General features: G+C 64.2%; 14 protein-coding genes and 2 tRNA genes. 4 read left to right on the top strand and 12 right to left on the bottom strand.

What is annotated here, in order from left to right:
- Nucleotides 1-50: 50 nt before the first annotated feature.
- The 7 genes from B2Z70_RS01470 to B2Z70_RS01440 all read right to left on the bottom strand — a co-directional run bounded on the left by B2Z70_RS01470 (nucleotide 51) and on the right by B2Z70_RS01440 (nucleotide 4,883).
- Entirely contained in the window at nucleotides 51-668 is a 618-nt protein-coding gene (locus B2Z70_RS01470) for an energy transducer TonB (protein WP_009803312.1), read from the bottom strand.
- Nucleotides 669-677: 9 nt separating this feature from the next.
- A complete protein-coding gene (locus tag B2Z70_RS01465) occupies nucleotides 678-1,082 on the bottom strand; it encodes an ExbD/TolR family protein (RefSeq protein ID WP_009803311.1) in 405 nt (134 codons plus the stop codon).
- A gap of 23 nt (nucleotides 1,083-1,105) precedes the next feature.
- The gene (locus B2Z70_RS01460) at nucleotides 1,106-1,516 is read right to left on the bottom strand and encodes an ExbD/TolR family protein (protein ID WP_009803310.1); all 411 of its coding nucleotides are present in this window, start codon (nucleotides 1,514-1,516) and stop codon (nucleotides 1,106-1,108) included.
- Between the two features lie 3 nt (nucleotides 1,517-1,519).
- Nucleotides 1,520-2,041, bottom strand: coding sequence for a MotA/TolQ/ExbB proton channel family protein (locus tag B2Z70_RS01455; protein WP_009803309.1), 522 nt, complete (start codon nucleotides 2,039-2,041; stop codon nucleotides 1,520-1,522).
- A gap of 12 nt (nucleotides 2,042-2,053) precedes the next feature.
- Nucleotides 2,054-3,451: a MotA/TolQ/ExbB proton channel family protein gene (locus B2Z70_RS01450; protein WP_009803308.1), complete on the bottom strand. Its 1,398-nt coding sequence runs from the start codon at nucleotides 3,449-3,451 to the stop codon at nucleotides 2,054-2,056.
- 22 nt (nucleotides 3,452-3,473) lie between these two features.
- Nucleotides 3,474-4,235, bottom strand: coding sequence for a DUF3450 domain-containing protein (locus B2Z70_RS01445; RefSeq protein ID WP_241760717.1), 762 nt, complete (start codon nucleotides 4,233-4,235; stop codon nucleotides 3,474-3,476).
- Nucleotides 4,236-4,808: 573 nt separating this feature from the next.
- A tRNA-Gln gene (locus B2Z70_RS01440) sits at nucleotides 4,809-4,883 on the bottom strand.
- 150 nt (nucleotides 4,884-5,033) lie between these two features.
- On the opposite strand from B2Z70_RS01440, the gene B2Z70_RS01435 reads away from it, so the two are divergent.
- Both B2Z70_RS01435 and B2Z70_RS01430 read left to right on the top strand, forming a co-directional pair.
- Nucleotides 5,034-5,110 (top strand) — tRNA-Pro (locus B2Z70_RS01435).
- 207 nt (nucleotides 5,111-5,317) lie between these two features.
- A complete protein-coding gene (locus B2Z70_RS01430) occupies nucleotides 5,318-7,105 on the top strand; it encodes a S49 family peptidase (RefSeq protein WP_292980171.1) in 1,788 nt (595 codons plus the stop codon).
- Here the strand turns inward: B2Z70_RS01430 and B2Z70_RS01425 are convergent.
- Together B2Z70_RS01425 and B2Z70_RS01420 are read right to left on the bottom strand one after the other, a co-directional pair.
- On the bottom strand, nucleotides 7,102-8,496 hold the full coding sequence (locus B2Z70_RS01425) for a DUF3667 domain-containing protein (protein WP_292980169.1): 1,395 nt from the start codon (nucleotides 8,494-8,496) through the stop codon (nucleotides 7,102-7,104). The genes B2Z70_RS01430 and B2Z70_RS01425 overlap by 4 nt on opposite strands.
- Before the next feature lie 23 nt (nucleotides 8,497-8,519).
- A complete protein-coding gene (locus B2Z70_RS01420; protein WP_009803304.1) occupies nucleotides 8,520-10,139 on the bottom strand; it encodes a peptide ABC transporter substrate-binding protein in 1,620 nt (539 codons plus the stop codon).
- Nucleotides 10,140-10,337: 198 nt separating this feature from the next.
- On the opposite strand from B2Z70_RS01420, the gene B2Z70_RS01415 reads away from it, so the two are divergent.
- On the top strand, nucleotides 10,338-10,952 hold the full coding sequence (locus B2Z70_RS01415; RefSeq protein WP_009803303.1) for a hypothetical protein: 615 nt from the start codon (nucleotides 10,338-10,340) through the stop codon (nucleotides 10,950-10,952).
- Nucleotides 10,953-11,024: 72 nt separating this feature from the next.
- On the opposite strand, the gene B2Z70_RS01410 is transcribed toward B2Z70_RS01415, so the two are convergent.
- From B2Z70_RS01410 to B2Z70_RS01400, 3 genes are all read right to left on the bottom strand, one after another.
- A complete protein-coding gene (locus B2Z70_RS01410) occupies nucleotides 11,025-11,930 on the bottom strand; it encodes an ABC transporter permease subunit (RefSeq protein ID WP_009803302.1) in 906 nt (301 codons plus the stop codon).
- On the bottom strand, nucleotides 11,930-12,862 hold the full coding sequence (locus B2Z70_RS01405; protein WP_009803301.1) for an ABC transporter permease subunit: 933 nt from the start codon (nucleotides 12,860-12,862) through the stop codon (nucleotides 11,930-11,932). Before B2Z70_RS01405 ends, B2Z70_RS01410 begins: the two co-directional genes overlap by 1 nt.
- Nucleotides 12,863-12,996: 134 nt before the next feature.
- Complete coding sequence (locus tag B2Z70_RS01400; RefSeq protein WP_009803300.1) at nucleotides 12,997-13,197, bottom strand: hypothetical protein; 201 nt, start codon at nucleotides 13,195-13,197, stop codon at nucleotides 12,997-12,999.
- 134 nt (nucleotides 13,198-13,331) lie between these two features.
- Between B2Z70_RS01400 and B2Z70_RS01395 the strand changes: the two genes are divergently transcribed.
- A complete protein-coding gene (locus B2Z70_RS01395) occupies nucleotides 13,332-14,261 on the top strand; it encodes an ATP-grasp domain-containing protein (protein WP_292980165.1) in 930 nt (309 codons plus the stop codon).
- Nucleotide 14,262 lies beyond the last annotated feature (1 nt).

Genomic DNA, 14,262 nt, shown 5'->3' with positions numbered 1-14,262 from the left:
CCCGGTGTCGGCGCACCGCCCTCGCTGAGGAGTTTGGTGCGCCGCACTGCTTAGTCAGCCAGCTGGTAGTCGAGGCGCGTCTGCACGCCGCGACGCCACACAGCATTGCCGTTCTGGATCTTCGGCTCGTACCGCCAGCGTTCCACGGCCCGTACGGAGGAGCGTTCGAACAGCGAGCTGGAGCAATCCAGCGCGATGATGTTCGTCGGCGTCCCGTCCGGGGTCACGTCGAACTGCATCAGGCAGTACCCTTCCGTGCCGCGCTCGGCCGCCCGGGGCGGGTATTGCGGCGGAATGCGGACCATCGGCTGGGCGTCACGGTCGGACACGTCAAAGCTGACGTCGCCGCTGCCCAGGTCCGGAGCGTCGAATTCCGGGATTTCACCGGCGATGGTGTTCATGTCCTCGGACGGAGCCTCGGCCACCTGACGCTCGATCTGAGGCGGCGGGGGCGGAGGTTCGACGTCGTTCACGTCATCCATCGTCACTTCGCGCTGACGGACCTGCAGATCTTCCACTTCCTCGGAAATGGAAATGCGCAGCTCGTCACCAGCCTCTTCGATCTGGACCTCTTCGGTCAGGATCAGACGCTGCATCAGCATGAAGAGCAGGAAGGTGATCACGGCGGCGATCGGCACGCCGACGAGAAGACGGATTAAGCTAGCCATCGCGTCCTCCTATCCTTCCTCGGTTGAGATTTTGACGGGGATATCCATGTCCATGAGCAGTTCCTGGATATCGAGAACCGTACCGGCCGGCGCGCCAAGATCACCCTGGATCATGGCTTCGGCGCGGGGGTTCTCCTCCCGGAGCTGTTCGAACACGTTACGAAGCTGCGCGAGCTCGTAAACGTCCCCATCCACGTAGATTTCGTCATTGGCCGATACGGCCACGAGCAGGGTCGGCTTCTCGCGTTCCTGAAGTTGGGTTTCAGGACGTTCGACTTCGATCCCCGGCTCTTTAACGAACACGGCTGTCACGATGAAGAAGATGAGCAGGATGAACACGACATCGAGCATCGGCGTCATGTCCAGCTGGACCTCTTCATCATCTCCCAGCACGCGGCTTTGTCGGCGAGCCATAGCTTGTCTCCTCTCCCGATCCGTTATCCCTCGCCGCCTTCGGCGCGAGTGATTGAAACGGGAATGCTGTTCGCCTTCATCTCATCCCAGATCAGCACGATCGTGCCGTGACGAGCTTCGTCAGCGACTTCGATCAGCACTGCGGAGTCAGGCTGTTCAGCCCGAATCCGGGACACAGCCGCCAGAACCCGCAATTCACTGGTGGGTTCCTGGTTGACGAAGACCTGATTGCGGTCGTTCACCTGGACCAGGATCACAGGATTGCTTTCAGAAGGCGGCGTATCCGAAGGAGGCGGCGGGCGCATGTCGACGCCCTGCTCCTGCAGGAATGTGGCGGTGACGATGAAGAAGATGAGTAGGATGAAGACGATGTCCAACATCGGCGTCATGTCGATGTCGGCCTGATCGTTTCCGCGTTTTGAACGTCTACGCATGGCCTAGTCCACCTCCAGCTCGTCTGCGAGTTCATGGACCTTCTGTTTGGCCATGCGCTCGATCTGGTTGGAGAAAAGCAGTCCGGACAAGGAAGCGACCATGCCCGCCATGGTCGGGATGGTGGCGCGAGCCACCCCCGCCGACATGGCGCGAGCATCGGATGAGCCGGAGATCGACATGACGTCGAACACCGAGACCATCCCGGTCACTGTGCCCAGCAGACCAAAGAGGGGAGCGACCGCGACAAGCGTCTTGATCAGTTCCACATTCTGGTCGGCCTTGGCCTTAACTTCGCTAATGAGCTGATCCCGGATGGCGTGGGCGTGCCAGGAATGGTGATCGCTGCGCGCGCCCCATTCCTGTCTTGCCCGATCGGCTGCGCCCTTATGAGCGAAACCGAAATACGCCAGACGTTCCAGGATAAACGCCCACATCACGAAGGTCAGGGCCATGATCCAGGTCAGGATCGGACCACCGCGTTCCAGGAACTCCTGGAGACCTGTGAGGGCGCCTGAAATATCCATAGGTCTGTTTCCTTAACCTGCGGATTTCTCTTCGGCGTGACGGGCGATGATGCCAGCAGCTTGTTCTTCCAGGGTCTGCTGTGCGCCACGAGCGAAGCTGGCGGCGAACGAGTGGATGAACAGGAGCGGGATCGCCGCGATCAGACCGGACACCGTGGTCACCAGGGCCTCGGAGATGCCGCCCGCCATGATGCGGGGATCGCCGGTGCCGAAGAGGGTGATCTGGGTGAAGGTCCGGATCATGCCGGTCACGGTGCCGAGCAGGCCGAGCAGCGGAGCCACGGCAGCCGCCAGCTTGATGAAGTTCAGGCCGAATTCGAGCTTCGGAGTCTCGCGAAGGATGGCTTCGTCGATCTTCAGCTCGATGGTTTCGGTCGGACGGTCCTTGACCTCTTCGTACGCCAGCATGATGCGGCCCAGCGGGTTGGAGTTCGACGCGGTCGAACGACGCTTCTGGGCGTTGATCGCCGAGTTGGTCAGCAGCAGGCTCACCAGACGGAACAGACCGAACACGGCGGAGAAGATCAGCAGGACGGCGATGATCTTGGCGACGATGCCGCCTTGCTCGAAGCGCTCGGACAGGCTCGGCACGTCACGATAGATGCGCAGCAGCGCGCCACGGGACGGGTCGACCGGACCGGAGACGATTTCGCCCGGCTCGGCATTGATCAGGTTGGACGCCGCGCTCAGCAGACGGGCCGGGGGCTGACGCTCCAGGTTGGCCAGACGATAACCCGCCGCAGCGTTGTTCTCGTCGGAGGTCCACTGCACGTAGACCGGGCCGCCGTCATCAGCCATGGCGATGAACGGACCCACGCGGGTCACGGCCACCGGCTGACCTTCGTTCAGGCCCAGCACGCGGGTGTTGAAGGTGGTGACTTCAGCCTGGCCGCGCATCTCGTTGAGAACGGTCTGCCAGATGGAGTCCAGCTCGTAGCGTTCCGGCAGGGTGCGGCTCTGCGCCAGATCCTGCAGCGGCTCGGCGCGGCCCGGATACTGGGCGGACACCAGGGACGCTTCGATGGTGGAGCCGAATTCGCCGGCCGCCTGACGGGCGGCGCCGAACAGTTCGCCGAAGGCGCCCTGTGCTTCACGCAGCTGAGCGTCGAGCTCGGCGATCTGCTGGTCGTTGGCGTCGAACTGCTCCTGCAGACGCGCGGACTGGGCCTCGAGGGACGCCAGTTCGTTGCGGGCCTGGCTCAGCAGGGCGGCCTGACGGTCGCGCTCGGAGCGGAACTCCTGCAGGCGACGCTGGTTCTCCGCCTGCGCGTCGCGGCTGTCTTCACGGACGCGCTCGAGCAGTTGGGAAATGGAAGAGACCGGTTCGCGGTCGGCTTGTGCGAAGGCCGGAGCCGACGCCGCACCGGCGATCAGCGAGACGGCCGCAATCGAGGTAAGAATGCGTTTCATCGTAAGGATCTCCCGTCTCAAACTATTGCGCCGTCGGGCCCGGCAGCGGGGCCTCGAAGACTTCCGGGGTGGTCACTTCGTTCGCGATCCGGAAGGCGCGCTGAACGTTGGACGCCATGGAGGACGGAACCGGACGCCAAGTCTGGTTGTCGTGGGTCATGATGGCGAGATCGTCGCCAACCTGACGGATCATGGCCACACGGCCGATCTGCAGGATGTTGGCTTCCTGCGGCACGCCGTCGACGAGCACTTCTTCCGAATAGGCGTTCAGCGAACGGCCGTACGCGGATTCAATCTCGAAAGCGTTCAGCAGCAGGCGATACTTCTCGGCCGGAGACACGTTGGCCTCGCCCAGAACTTCGCGAATGTTGTCCAGACGCTGGGTGCGCTGGTCGAGACGGAACGGCAGGTCCGACGCGATGAAGTCTTCCAGCTCGTTGAACATCTGGAGCATCATCGGGGCCAGGTCGACCTCGATGTTGCCCACGCGCTCGAGCTGGCTTTGCAGACCGGCGAGCTCGTTTTCCTGCGAGCGCAGGAACACGTTCTGCTGCGCGATGAACACGCGCTGGGATTCGATCTGCTCACGAACCGCCAGATATTCGCGTTCCGCGTTGTCGGCGGCGTCCGCCAGCGTGTTGATCTGCTCCTGAGCGCGAGCGCCGTCCTGAGTGGACTGACGCGCCACTTCAAGCGCTCGGTCGAGCTGCGCATGCGCAGCGCCCGCAACAACGAGCGCGGCGGCGCTCGCCGCAAGCGTCGTGCGGATTCCTTTGAACGTCATGGACATATTTTGCCTCACAGTAGCCGGCGCGATCACAATGACTGCGCGCTCCGTTTCCCTCGCTTAATCGGTGCGCCGATCGTCTCCGCGACGGCATCGGCCCCCCAAAACACAAATACCGCGGCGCACCGCGCGATGATCCCTGAACCTCAGGGACCAATAAACAGTAAACGAGACCGACGTCATGGGACGTCGCCCTCATCAGATAACGCGGCGTGGTCCGCCGTCTCTATAGTTTGGTTGAACGCTAGCACCGGCTGAGTTCGCCAATCAACCGCTCAAACACGAAGCCCCCTGTCCCCAACGGGCGCCGCTTAAGCTTCTAGCGAGGGTCCATCATGGTTTTACGACGATGTTCCATATTACCGGATCGTCAGAAATCGCCTGTGAATCAAAGGCGATTTGACGCACCCGCAAGTTCCGGGCGCGGTTTCGAGCGCGCTTGAAAATCGCCCGCGACATTAACTGCAATTGCCTGAAAGAGTGACGTTCCGAGCCCTCGCGTGGCCCAATGGCAACGCGAATCCGACCGCGACGCGGCGTAATATTCTCATACGGAGCAAGGAAAAAGGTTGGCTGGGGCGCCAGGATTCGAACCTGGGAATGGCGGTACCAAAAACCGCTGCCTTACCACTTGGCGACGCCCCAACCGGGTGACCGCTTGGTCACGGGCCGCGGTATTTATCCCGGCCCGCGGCAGGATGCAACGGCTCTGCTGCACTTTCATCAGCTGCATTCCAGCTGCGAAGATATCATTGCCTTTTTCCGGGGCTTCGGTCTATAAGCCCGGCCTCGGTTCGGAGTATAGCTCAGCCTGGTAGAGCACTGTCTTCGGGAGGCAGGGGTCGCAGGTTCAAATCCTGCTACTCCGACCATCTATTTCCCGCCCTGTTTACAGGACATGCGCGCCCTCCTTCGGAAGGCGCGTTTTTGTTTGTCCTGACCGTCTGAGTCGCCTGCGGGCCACACTGGCCCGGCAACCGCCCCGCTCCGGCGCCGCCCCTGTCGACCCGCGACTCACGCTTCGTTAAGGTTCAGGCAAGGTTCTAGGGGGGCATGCAGGTCAGGCCTGCATGGCGGGCATGAAACAGTTCTGGCTTACAGTCTTCGGGTCCATTGTCGGCGTGATCGCCGGCGCGCTGATCTGCATCACTTTCCTGATTTTCCTGATCGGCGGACTGATCGGCGCCGCGCTTGAAGACGCCGGCGACGCCGCCCTGACCTCGCCGGGCCGCAATATGGTCCTGACCCTTGATCTCAGGACGCCGCGGCTCGACCAGCCCTCCGCATCTCCCTTCGCCTTCGCTGAACCGCTTTCCATGGTGGAGCTGTCCCGGGCGCTCGAGCACGCCCGGACGGATTCGCGCGTGTCCGCCGTCTTCGTGCGCGCCAACACGCTGAGCCTGCCCGCCGCCCAGGCGGAGGAGATCAGCGCCCTTCTGGCGGCGCTGTCGGACGCCGGCAAGCCGGTGATCGCGCATGCCCAGGGGTTCGAGGGCGGCTCTGTCCTGCCCTATCTGGCCGTGGGCGGGGCCGACGAGATCTGGATGCAGGACACCGCCAGCTTCACGGCGGTCGGCCTGGCGGTCGAAACCCTGTTTCTGGGCGGCCTGTTCGAGCAGTTCGGCGTGGAGCCGCAGATGATCCAGCTGCATGAATACAAGAACGCCGCCGATACGCTGACCCGGGACGGGTATACCGACGCCCATCGCGAAGCCACGCTGAGCTGGCTGGGCTCGATCTATGAGGTCGCGCTTGAAACCATCGCCCCGGCGCGCGGTCTGGAGGTTGAAACCCTGCGCAGCCGCCTCGAGGCGGGCCCCTATTCCGCGGAAGAGGCGCTGGATCTGGGTCTGATCGACCGGCTTGGACATGCCGCCGAGGCCCGCCAGAGCGTGCTCGACCGGGCCGGGTCCGGATCCTCCCTCGTCGAGATTGCGGTCTATCACCGCCAGATGACCCCGCCCGCCGCGCCGCAGGCGCCGGTCATCGCCCTCATCGAAGCCCAGGGCGACATTGTCACCGGCGCGTCCGAGGCCGGGTTCGGCGCTGTCAGCGTGGGCGGGGACACTCTCGCGGACGCCCTCGACGCCGCCGCCCGGGCCCCGGACGTGGCCGCCATCATCCTGCGGATCGATTCGCCCGGCGGCTCACCCATCGCCTCTGACCAGATCTGGGACGCCGTCATGCGCGCCCGCCAGTCCGGCACGCCCGTGATCGCCTCGATGGGCGCGATGGCGGCGTCGGGCGGGTATTACATCGCCGCGCCCGCTGACCGGATCATCGCCAACGCCTCCACCCTGACCGGGTCGATCGGCATGTTTGGCGGCAAGTTCGTGATTGACGAGGCGCTGGGCCGGGTCGGCCTCAATCTCGAGCCGCTGCATGTGGGCGGCGAATACGCCCTCGCCCAGTCCGTCTCCCAGCCCTGGAGCGAAGCCCAGGAGGCCGGCTATCGCGCGCTGGCCGAGGATGTCTATGAGGATTTCACCCGCAGGGCGGCTGAAGGGCGGGACCTGCCGCTGGCGCGCATCCAGACCCTTGCCCGGGGCCGGGTCTGGACCGGTCGTCAGGCGCTGGAGCTGGGCCTGGTCGACGAGATTGGCGGGTTCGGCGCTGCGCTCGCCAGCGCCCGGGAGCTGGCCGGTCTGAGCGCAAACCAGCCGGTGCGCCTGAAGCGATACCCGGCCCGGCCCGACGGGCTGGAGGCCCTGCAGGCCCTTCTGGGCGTCAGCGTCGAGGGGGTGGAAAGCGCCGCCGCGCTGAACCGGCTAATCCGGAGCCCGCAAGCTCAGGCGCTGTTGCGCGCCCAGTCTCGCCTGGAGGCTGAAGAGGCCAGCCTGACCGCGCCGCAGGAGGCGCCCCGCTAGCCCAGGATCGCGCCCAGCAGGAAGACGGCGAACAGGCCCAGCATGAGCACGAAGCCGTACATCATGGTCAGGACGAGCGTGCGCACGACGGACTGGAAGCGGCCGCGCTCATAGACCACGCGATGCAGCTTGTAGAGATAGGCGTTGGAATAGCAGATCATCGCGAAGGTGGCCCAACCCGCGCCGATCAGCAGACTCGCCTTGCTCAGGATCGCCATGGACAGGAACAACGCGGCATGAAAATGCAGCGATACGATCATGTGATCATAGAGATAGAAGCCGCGCCGCCAAGCATAGACCAAGCCCAGCAGCAGCGCATAGACCGGCACCATCACGAACATGACCCGCGGCACCCAGTCGACCGCGGATTCCAGCCAGTCTCCCGGATCGTTGGCCACATGGGCGAAGCGCTGTCCCAGATACCGGCGCAATTCCAGGGGCCAGACCGTCTGCGGCGCCGGCTCGCCGAAATCCTCCGGCGCGAAGAAGCGTTCGATCCGCTCTCCGTTCACTGACAGGTCGAGCGGACCGCTGCCCTCATCGCCCCCCTCGCCCGTCATGGGCTCTGCCCCTGTCACGACAATGTCTCCCGCCTCGGCAGGCGGGTTTTCCGTCAGGGCGAGCTTGTCCTCGAAGCTGAGGGCGAGCGGATCGGGGACGGGAGGCGCGAATCCGGCTTCAGCCGTCTTCTCAAGGGGGTCGAGCCGCTCGGCCCCGCCGGGGATTTTGGGGCCATAGGGCGTCAGATGGGTGATCTCGGCGCCTTCCCCCTCTTCCCCGAGCCGCACACCCATCATGCCCAGCGTGTTGAAGGTGGCCAGCGCACGCTCGGCGTCTTCTTCAGACATTGTGCCCGCCGCCACCTGATCGTCGATCGCGGCGCGCGCTTCATTCATGCCACGGGCGGCCGCTTCCTGCCCGGTCTCGGCGTTGTTCCAGCCTTCGCGCATGTCGCTGGCCGCCTGATCGAAGCCCGAATTCAGCGGGACGAGCAGGAAGAAGATCAGCGAGGCGATGATGTAGACCCGGAAGGGCGGCATGTAGCGCATGCGCCGGCCCTTCAGGAAGGACCGCGTCACGCGACCCGGAAACAGCAGCAAGGCCGGGATCGTCCGGGCGACGCGACCGTCCAGAGCGAAGAGCCCTTCGATGATTTCCGAGAACAGGCCGCGGACCGGACGGTGGTATTCATCGTCGACCTGGCCGCACATATGGCAGACCGGGCCTTCCAGCCTGGTCTCGCAATTGGCGCACACCCCCTCGGGAGTGTCCGCGCGCAGGACGGCCGGGCGGGAGGGGCGGCGACGCGCGGATCCGCGGCCGGCCGCAATTCCCATGGCGATGGCGTGGTCGGCGACGACTTGCGCCGAAGGATCAAAATTGTCGCTCACACGCCCCCCAGCCCTGACGCGGTCTAGCCTGCGTCAGCCTTGCACAGATAACGGGTGCGGTGAATGTGGGTCAGATTGTCTTCCCACCCCGTGACATTCGGGTTCACCAGCGCCTTGTTCACGTAATAGACGATCGGCATGTACGGGCTCTCGTCGAGCAGGATCTGCTCGGCGTCCGACAGCAGGTCGCCGCGTTCCTCGGCGTCCAGCGTCCGGTTGGCCTGCTCGACCAGCGCGTCATATTCGGGGTTGGACCAGCGCGCATAGTTCATCGGCACCGAATCCGTCTCGCCCAGGAACAGGAAGTTGTAGGCGTCATTGTAATCGCCGATCCAGCCGCCATCGCCCAGGGTGTAGTCCCCGGCTCGCAGATTGGCGTAGTGGATCTGGGTCTCGATGCCGACGATTTCAGGCTGCACCCAATCGGCGATCAGCGACCAGTCCTGCTGGACCACCGGCGCCACTCGCGGATTGTCGCCCGTCGTGCGGTGGGAATATTCAAAGCGCAGCGGATTGTTCGGGCCGTACCCCGCTTCGGTCAGCAGCTCGCGCGCCATCTCGCGGCGTTCTTCCACCGGGATCTCCTCCCAGGTCACCCGCGCATCGCCCGGATAGCCGTTCACGCCTGGCGGCACGAAGGAATAGGCCGGAATCTGGCCGGCGCGCAGGATGTCGGTGGCGATGAAGTCGCGATCGACCGCCATGGACAGCGCATTGCGCACGCGCGGATCGTCGAAGGGCGGCTCGGTGGTGTTGAACGCAAAATAGACGATGCCGAGATAGGGGTGCACGCGGACATAGTCCGGGATTTCACGCTGCAGGAATTCGAGATTCTGGCCGGCGAACTCGGTGTTCAGGTCCAGCTCGCCATTGCGCACGCGGCGCTCGGCGGCGGGATTGTCCACGGTCGGATAGTAGAACACCTCGTCCACGCAGACATTGGCGTTGTCCCAGAACAGCGGGTTGCGCTCGACATACACGAAGTCGTTCGCGCGCCAGTTCACCAGCTTGTAGGGACCATTGGTGACGATGTTCTGCGGCTGGACCCAGGCGTCGCCATACTGCTCCACCACGTGCTGGGGCACGGGGAAGGTGGTGTAGTGGGTCAGAAGGCCCGGCAGATAGGGCGCCGGAAATTCCAGGTCGATGCGCAGGGTGTGGTCGTCAATGGCGGTGACGCCCAGCTCTTCAGGCGGCAGTTCGCCGGAATTGACCAGACGCGCATTGCGGATCGGGTACAGAAGCGAGGCGTAGTTCGCGAGGGTCGCCGGGTCGAGAATGCGGCGGAAGGCGTATTCGAAGTCAGACGCCGTGACCGGCTCGCCATCGCTCCACACCGCGTCGCGCAGGGTGAAGGTCCAGCTCAACCCGTCCTCGGTGACGTCCCAGTCGGTCGCCATGCCCGGAACCGGCTCGGCGGCGGCGTTCTCGGTGAACAGGCCGATGAACATGTCGCCGATGATATTGTTTTCCCAGGTGCCCGACGCCTTGTGCGGGTCGAGCGTCAGCGGTTCGGCCACATTGCCCCGGTGCAGCACGACCAGATCACTGTCAGCATTGTCGCCGCCTCCTCCGCATGCGGTGAGAGCGAGCGCGGATGCGCCTGCCGCTAGAAGTAGGCTCAGCTTACGAGTGATGGTCATTATGATCAGGCTCCCCAGAGATCTGTTTTCGCTTCTGCGTGCAATTGACCGCGTTCCATAGCATCATCGCGTCGAGATGATGCTGAACCTAGCTGCCTTGCCCAGTCAATTCACCGGGTGATGTAAGCGCTATGGTTGACGCCTTCTTAATTTCCTAGGGAAATGGGTGAGAATTCAAGTGAAAATCGGACACGAGACATGCATCTGAGACCGCTGGCCGCCGCTTTTGTCCTGCTGGGCGCAGGTTTTCCGGCCCTGGCGCAGGATGTTCGCACCGATTCCGACACCCTCAACAGCCTGCTCGCCTGCCGCGCGATCGGCGATGACGCGGCCCGGCTCGCCTGTCAGGACGAACAGCTCGACGCGCTGGCGCAGGCGACCGAGGCCGGCCGGGTGGTGGTGGTCGAGCGCCAGGCGCTGCGGCAGGTGGAGCGGGAGGGCTTTGGTCTGAACCTGCCCAGCATGGGGCGCCTGGGCGCTTTCCTGCGCGGGTCGGACGCCGAACGGGTCGCTGCGGCGGACAGCGAGACCTTCGAGGATGGCAGCATCGCCACCTATAACGCGGAAGGGTCTCTGGAAGCTCTGACCGGCCTGCCCGTCGAGACGGTGGAGCGGGTGCGCGGCAAGCTGCGCGTCACGCTCGCCAACGGCCAGGTCTGGGCCCAGACCGATTCCACCCGCCTGCCGACGATTTCCGACCGCGATGTGCGCAATGGTCTGACCGCCGAGATCGAAAGCGGGCTGATGGGCGCCCATTTCATGAGCCTGAGCAGCAATACCCGCCGCCGGTTCCGCGCCGAACGCATCCGCTAGCCGGACGGGGCGCAAGAAAAAAGCGGCGCTGATCCAGCGCCGCTTTTGCATGTCCGGGTCTGTCCGGGCGGTCTATCGATCCTTGGGATCGATGGCGTCGCGCAGACCGTCGCCGATGAAGTTGAAGCAGAACAGCGTCAGCATCATGGTCAGGGCGGGGAAGATCAGCGTCCAGGGCGCGATTTCCATGTCGCGCGCGCCGTTCGAGATCAGATTGCCCAGCGAGGTCAGCGGCTCCTGCACGCCAAGGCCCAGGAAGCTCAGGAAGCTTTCCGCCAGGATCACCACCGGAATGGTCAGCGTCACATAGACCACCACCGGTCCCAGCACGTTGGGCACGATATGGCGGCGGATGATGGCGCCCTGGGACACGCCGGCGGCATGGGCCGCCTCGACGAATTCCATGCTCTTGAGCGCAATGGTCTGACCGCGCACGATCCGCGCCATGGTCAGCCATTCCACCGCCCCGATGGCGACGAAGATGAGGATGATGTTCCGCCCGAACACCACCATCAGGATGATGACGAAGAAGATGAAGGGCAGCGAATACAGAATGTCGACCACGCGCATCATCAGCTGGTCGAGCTTGCCCCCGACAAAGCCGGCGATCGCACCCCAGGTCACCCCGATCAGCAGCGACACGAAGGTCGCCACCACGCCCACCATCAGGGACATGCGCAAGCCCACGAGCACGCGGGCGAACAGGTCGCGCCCCTGGGCGTCCGTGCCGAATATGTGCAGGTCCGTCAGGGTCGGGGCGATCTGCACCTTGTCGCGATAGATGAAGGTGCTGTCGTGCACCCAAATCAGCGGGCCGACCAGCGCCAGAAGGACGAGAACGCCCAGCAGGATCAGGCTGGCCACCGCCGCCTTGTTGCGCAGCAGGCGCGTGCGCGCGTCATCCCAGAGCGAGCGGCCCTTGACGGCGCTCTGTTCCATCAGCTCGGCTTTTTCTTGCGGCGTGGAGGTCAGAACCATCAGTCGAACTTCACTTTGGGATTGAGCACCGCATACAGCAGGTCCGCAATCAGATTGAGAAGGATGATCAGGCTGGCGTAGAGGATCACGACCCCCATCACCACGGTATAGTCGCGCTGCAGCGCGGCGAAGACGAACTGTCGCCCGACGCCCGGCAGGGAGAAGACCTGTTCGATGACGATGGAGCCGGTCAGCAGCGCAGCGGTCGCCGGACCCAGATAGCTCACCAGCGGCAGGATCGCGGCGCGCAGGGCGTGACGTGTGATCACCGCGAACGGGCTCAGACCCTTGGCGCGCGCGGTGCGGATGAAGTTGGAGCGGATCACCTCGATCATGCTCGCCCGCATCAGGCGCGAGATGATGGCGATCTGCGGCAGGGCCAGGGTCACCACCGGCAGGATCAGGCGCTCCAGCGTCATGCCATGCCTTGGATCCAGACCGCCCGAGGGCAGCCAGCCCAGATAGATGCCGATGACCAGCGCCAGAATGGGTCCCACCACAAAGGGCGGGATGACGATGCCCACTGTGGCGAAGCCGACCACCCCGTAATCTGCAGCCGTGTTTTGCCTGAGCGCGGCTATGGATCCGAGCGCGGTGCCCACAATCACCGCCAGCGCCATGGACAGAAGCCCCACGGTGGCGGAAACCGGAAAGCCTTCGGAGATGATCTGGGCGACGGTCTTGTCGCGGAATTTCAGCGACGGGCCCAGATCGAACTGCGCCAGATCGACCAGATAATCGAGATATTGCTTGGCGACCGGCTGGTCCATGCCATAGCTCGCCAGCAGGTTCTGACGCGTCTGTTCCGGCATGGGACGCTCAAGATCGAACGGCCCGCCGGGCGCAAAGCGCATCATGAAGAACGCCAGCGTGATGATCACCAGCAGGGTGGGGATCGCAACGAGAATACGGCGGGCGATGTAACCGATCATGGGGCGCTTTTTGACATCTGGATGAAGACCGCTTTGTGGGCGTTACACTCTATCGGATCAAGGACGACCCGCAGTCAGCAACATTTAGAATTGTTTTTCAACAACTTCTCTGTGAACACATAGTCTATGCCGGGTCAGTTTTTGTCCGGACTTTGAGCGCGTTCAGCGTTTGAATCACGCACGATATCCGCTCCCGCATGAACCGGTCCTGACTGAACCGGCCCGGTCGCAGGCGGCTCGAGTCCCAGTTTGAGACACCCGATCACCACCGCCGCCATCACCAGAAGGCGCATGCGGCGGCTGACGAAAACGCTGGCGGCGTTCAGGCGTGTCATGGCGGCGGTCCTCGGCGGCGTCTCAAGGGCGGACACGAAAGCGTGACGCAAAAAGCGCGCCGGTGTGATCAGGCGTGAATTGCGCCCCTCCGGTGGCGCGGTATCGTGTAACCGGAATCGAGAGGGGCAGCTCTATGACGACGACCGCCTGGTGGCGCGACTTTCATCTGGACGGACATGTGGTGCAGGTCAGAAAGACCGGCGCCCGCATCCCGATAGATGGCGGGATCGTTTCTGAATGCGTGGCCTGGCTCGGCTATCATGCCCGCATCGAACTGGCGCGACGCTCCGTGCCGTCAGACGGGCCGCGAGTGTGGTTCACCCCGGACCGGCCGCGTCCATGGTATCTGATCTGGCCGGTCGTGCAGCTGGCCGGCCTGCAGATGGCGGCCTCGCCCGAGGCGGCGGATCTGGTCTTCAGCTTCGAGGACGTGACCTGTGTCCCCGAAGCCGCCCCCTTTGCGCGCCCGCATCTGAACGCGCACTGCCTGGACACCTCCAAATCCCGGGTCGCCGCCGTGTTTGAAGCCGTCAGCGGACGCGCCCTGGCCGTGGACCCCGCACGCTGGGCCGGACCGATGGCGGTGAAGTCTGAAACCAACGGCGCCCATGACGGGCGCGTGCTGACCGGGCCGGTCGCGCCCGAACCCGGTCTCGCCTATCAACGCCTGATCGACAATGTCGCGGAAGACGGCTGCGTCGAGGATTTGCGTTGCCCCACGGTGGGCGGCGAGGTTCCGGTCGTGTTTCTCAAGCGGCGTCCCCTTGAAGACCGTTTCGCCAATCACAACAGCGAAGTGCGCCTGCTGGATCCTGACGCCGTCTTCACGCCCGAGGAACGCGACCTGATCCGCCGCTTCTGCGCCGGGATGCGCCTGGACTGGGGCGGCATAGACGTCCTGCGCGACCGCAAGACCTCTGATCTGTGGATCGTGGATGTGAACAAGACCGATATGGGCCCGCCCATCGCCCTGCCGATGGCGGACAAACTCAAGGCGACCCGCACGCTGGCGCACGCCTTGCGCGCCCATGTGGACGCCCGCCTGACCTCTGTGGAGACCTGAT

The sequence above is a fragment of the Oceanicaulis sp. UBA6590 genome, assembly GCF_002433705.1.
GTDB lineage: Bacteria > Pseudomonadota > Alphaproteobacteria > Caulobacterales > Maricaulaceae > Oceanicaulis.
This window is presented reverse-complemented; position numbering and strand designations above follow the sequence as displayed.

Coding starts and splice junctions, on each gene's coding strand:
- B2Z70_RS01430 (WP_292980171.1), top strand. CDS start 5,318: ATGAAACAGTTCTGGCTTACAGTCTTCGGGTCCATTGTCGGCGTGATC.
- B2Z70_RS01400 (WP_009803300.1), bottom strand. CDS start 13,197: ATGACACGCCTGAACGCCGCCAGCGTTTTCGTCAGCCGCCGCATGCGC.
- B2Z70_RS01445 (WP_241760717.1), bottom strand. CDS start 4,235: ATGACGTTCAAAGGAATCCGCACGACGCTTGCGGCGAGCGCCGCCGCG.
- B2Z70_RS01465 (WP_009803311.1), bottom strand. CDS start 1,082: ATGGCTCGCCGACAAAGCCGCGTGCTGGGAGATGATGAAGAGGTCCAG.
- B2Z70_RS01450 (WP_009803308.1), bottom strand. CDS start 3,451: ATGAAACGCATTCTTACCTCGATTGCGGCCGTCTCGCTGATCGCCGGT.
- B2Z70_RS01460 (WP_009803310.1), bottom strand. CDS start 1,516: ATGCGTAGACGTTCAAAACGCGGAAACGATCAGGCCGACATCGACATG.
- B2Z70_RS01420 (WP_009803304.1), bottom strand. CDS start 10,139: ATGACCATCACTCGTAAGCTGAGCCTACTTCTAGCGGCAGGCGCATCC.
- B2Z70_RS01455 (WP_009803309.1), bottom strand. CDS start 2,041: ATGGATATTTCAGGCGCCCTCACAGGTCTCCAGGAGTTCCTGGAACGC.
- B2Z70_RS01470 (WP_009803312.1), bottom strand. CDS start 668: ATGGCTAGCTTAATCCGTCTTCTCGTCGGCGTGCCGATCGCCGCCGTG.
- B2Z70_RS01395 (WP_292980165.1), top strand. CDS start 13,332: ATGACGACGACCGCCTGGTGGCGCGACTTTCATCTGGACGGACATGTG.
- B2Z70_RS01415 (WP_009803303.1), top strand. CDS start 10,338: ATGCATCTGAGACCGCTGGCCGCCGCTTTTGTCCTGCTGGGCGCAGGT.
- B2Z70_RS01410 (WP_009803302.1), bottom strand. CDS start 11,930: ATGGTTCTGACCTCCACGCCGCAAGAAAAAGCCGAGCTGATGGAACAG.
- B2Z70_RS01405 (WP_009803301.1), bottom strand. CDS start 12,862: ATGATCGGTTACATCGCCCGCCGTATTCTCGTTGCGATCCCCACCCTG.